Genomic DNA, 1,005 nt, shown 5'->3' on the forward strand with positions numbered 1-1,005 from the left:
TGATGATCCAGTTAGACGTTGATCATCATCCTGCTGCGTGACTAACTCGTTAAAAAGCGTTGTTCATCAAATACCTTTTCGTTCTTTAACATGAAATAGACCGCACGCCCTAACTTGTGGGCCAGAGCCGATAAGGCTTTGGCTTTACCCATGCGTTTCTGGAAGCGTTGCAACAGCTTTTGTGCACCTGGATTGCCGCGCAGATAAAGCACCGCAGCCTCAGAAAAAGCCCACTTCAGATGGGCATTACCAATCTTGTTGCCCTGGGTGCCATAGGTCTTACCAGCCGATTCGGCTTTGCACTTGATTAGTCGGGAATAGGAGGCAAACTTCTGGACAGATTCAAAACGCCGAATATCACCGACTTCATACAGAATAGTGAGCGCTAAAATACGGCCAACGCCGGGAATGGTTTTTAATAAGTGGTAGTAGGTCGGCTGATGCTTTTTAGCCTGCTTTTCCAATAGCCATTCCACCTGGCTTAGTTCCCGGTGGTAGCACTCTAAAACGGCCATATCTAAATCGATATTGCGCTGAACGAGCGGATCATCAAAGGTTCTGCCCAGTTGCTCTCTGGCACTGACATTTTTCAAATTGACCTTGTTGGGTGGCAGATTGTACTGACTCGTGGTGTTGACCACATGAGCTTTGAGATCCGCACCGTGTCGAACGAGCCCAGTGCGACGACGAAGTAAATCCCGTGTTGCTCGCATGCTACGAGGGTAGGCATACGCGAGGGGAAAGTTGCCACCGCGGATAAGCGCCGCAATCTTGTAAGAATCCACGCGGTCATTCTTTGTTTTACCGCCATGAATGGCCTTCATATAAAGGGCATGACCGAGAATGAAAGCAATGCCCTGGTCTTCACAGAAATCGGCGATCCAGTACCAGCAGTGCATGCATTCGACGCCGATGATCAGCTCGTCCAGGTAGGGTTCGATCAGATGGAGCAAAGGTTCTGGTTTGGCTGGAATCTCTTTATGCAGAAGGGTGTCGCCCTGCTGA

At 49.6% G+C, this 1,005-nt stretch carries 1 protein-coding gene; it reads right to left on the reverse strand.

The features are described 5' to 3' along the window. Positions 1-41: 41 nt before the first annotated feature. A partial coding sequence (locus tag E0L35_RS25290) for an IS110 family transposase (protein WP_138801715.1) occupies positions 42-1,005 on the reverse strand: 964 nt, incomplete at its 5' end.

This window comes from Halomonas sp. ATBC28 (genome assembly GCF_005937175.1).
In the GTDB taxonomy this organism is placed as follows: domain Bacteria; phylum Pseudomonadota; class Gammaproteobacteria; order Pseudomonadales; family Halomonadaceae; genus Vreelandella; species Vreelandella titanicae.